Consider the following 2,224-nt stretch of genomic DNA (forward strand, 5'->3'; position numbering starts at 1 on the left):
TTCCGGGACGGTAGTAACCGTGGGGGTGGCGGAAATGCAAGGGCAGTTGGTTTGTTGAAAAGAGAGGCTATCATGATGGAACAACTGGCAGAAGAACTGGGCGATTTGTCCTACGACTCCTTGGCCGATTTCCTGCATTTGCTAGGTGAGAAAATACTGCGGGCATCCAACACCCATATGCAAAACAATCATCCAGAACTGGCTGGGCATTTGATGGCTTGCTCCAAACATCTGGAGCAGGCTTCCAGCGAAGTGCTGCGCGCATGGCAGACCAGCCCTTCCCACAACCACACGATAACCCATAACAACAGGGCAACGACAATGAACCAAAACTCCCGCCTGCAACGCACCCAGATTGCTGACGATACGCTGGCCATCCTCCAGCAAGGCTATTATCAGGCCAACGTGACGGACAAAATTTCGATTCAGCCCCAGCTTGAGGCTTGCGTGCAAAACACCCGGCTGTATACCCCTGAAACCCTGGCAAACCTGCCAAATCCGACAGTGATTCATCACACCGTGATTGAGGTCATCAACGAAACAACGCTACAAGGTGCCAAGCGCCTGTACGACAATCGGAAGTCCTCACGTATCGCCGTCCTGAACTTTGCTTCCGCCAAAAATGCGGGAGGTGGTTTCCTGGGTGGCAGTCAGGCACAGGAAGAATCACTGGCGCGCAGCAGCGGGCTTTACGCAAGCCTGCAACACTGCCCTGCCTACTATGATTATCATCGGCAACAGAGCAGAACCCTGTTGTATTCCGATCACATGATTTATTCGCCAGCCTGCCCGGTATTCAAACAAGATGACGGTGCAGTGCTGCCAGAACTGTATTACGTCGACTTCATCACCAGCGCCGCGCCCAACCGGGGTGCCATTGCCCGCAATGAGCCACAATCGCTGGAACACATTGAATCGGTATTCGCCCAACGTATCCGCTACGTCCTACAACTGGCGGCGCATCAGGGTTGCGATGCACTGGTGCTCGGAGCCTGGGGATGTGGTGTATTTGGCAACCTGCCAACACAAGTGGCGAATTTATTTGCCTGTGAGCTCACTGGCGATGGGATGTTTGCCCAGGCATTCCGGCACATCAGCTTCTCCATCCCCGCAAACCCCAAAGCCTTGGAAAACATACTGGCATTCAGGCAAGCGTTCACCACAGGCAACTGAATATAAGGTGCACCGTCAGGGAAAAACCGCATAACCCTGCCTATGCTACTATCCCGTGTAGACCTACGGAATGGACAACTGTCATGACCATGACTGAACGCAAACGCCTGCCCATTGGCATCCAAACCTTCGCCAAAATCCGCGAAAACAACCATTACTATGTCGACAAAACGGACATGATCATGGATTTAGTCCTGGGTGGGCAACACTACTTCCTCTCGCGCCCGCGCCGCTTCGGCAAAAGCTTGCTGCTGGACACCATCAAGGAGTTGTTTGAAGGCAATGAACCGCTGTTCCAAGGCTTGTTGGTGCATGGGCGGTGGGACTGGTCAGTGAAATACCCCGTGCTGCGTTTCAGTTTCGGGCGCAAGAATTACCGCCAGCCGGAAGCGCTGGGTGAATCCTTACACCAACAGCTTACCCAGATGGAACGGGACTTCGCCATCAAGCCCGAATTTAGCGATGCGGGCAGCCGCTTTGCGGATCTGCTGGAAAGGGTCAAGGCCAAAACCGGGTTGCCCATTGTTGTGCTGATTGACGAATACGACAAGCCGATCCTGGATGCGCTGGAATACCCGGAAGTGGCCAAGGCCAACCGTGATTTCCTGCGCGGTTTCTACGCCACCATCAAGGATTATGACGCCCACATCCGTTTCAGTCTCCTGACCGGCGTCAGCAAGTTTTCCAAGGTCAGCCTGTTCTCCGGCTTGAACAACCTGAAAGACATTACGCTGGACAAGCGCTACAGCACCATTTGCGGCTATACCGATGCGGACATTGACAGCGTGTTTGCAGCGGAATTGCCGGGGCTGGATCGGGACGAAATCCGTGACTGGTATAACGGCTATAACTGGCTGGGGGAAGGGGTTTATAACCCGTTCGACATTTTGCAATTATTTGATGAGCGCCAGTTCAAAAGCTACTGGTTTGAAACCGGCACCCCGACGTTTCTGGTCGAACAATTGCTGAAGCGCCAAATACCCACGATCCAATTGGACAATCTACTCAGCAGCAGTGACATGCTGTCCAGCTTTGATGTGGGGGACATATC

General features: G+C 53.5%; 2 protein-coding genes. Both read left to right on the top strand.

What is annotated here, in order from left to right; all coding sequences use genetic code 11:
* The first annotated feature begins 72 nt into the window (after nucleotides 1-72).
* Nucleotides 73-1,173 (top strand): TIGR02452 family protein, encoded by a 1,101-nt coding sequence (locus VSS37_RS10330; RefSeq protein ID WP_324694940.1) that lies wholly within the window; start codon nucleotides 73-75, stop codon nucleotides 1,171-1,173.
* A gap of 89 nt (nucleotides 1,174-1,262) precedes the next feature.
* The coding region (locus VSS37_RS10335; protein ID WP_324694942.1) for an ATP-binding protein at nucleotides 1,263-2,224 on the top strand (962 nt) is incomplete at its 3' end.

The sequence above is a fragment of the Candidatus Thiothrix phosphatis genome (assembly GCF_035668035.1).
In the GTDB taxonomy this organism is placed as follows: Bacteria; Pseudomonadota; Gammaproteobacteria; order Thiotrichales; family Thiotrichaceae; genus Thiothrix; species Thiothrix phosphatis.

Coding starts and splice junctions, on each gene's coding strand:
- VSS37_RS10330 (WP_324694940.1), top strand. CDS start 73: ATGATGGAACAACTGGCAGAAGAACTGGGCGATTTGTCCTACGACTCC.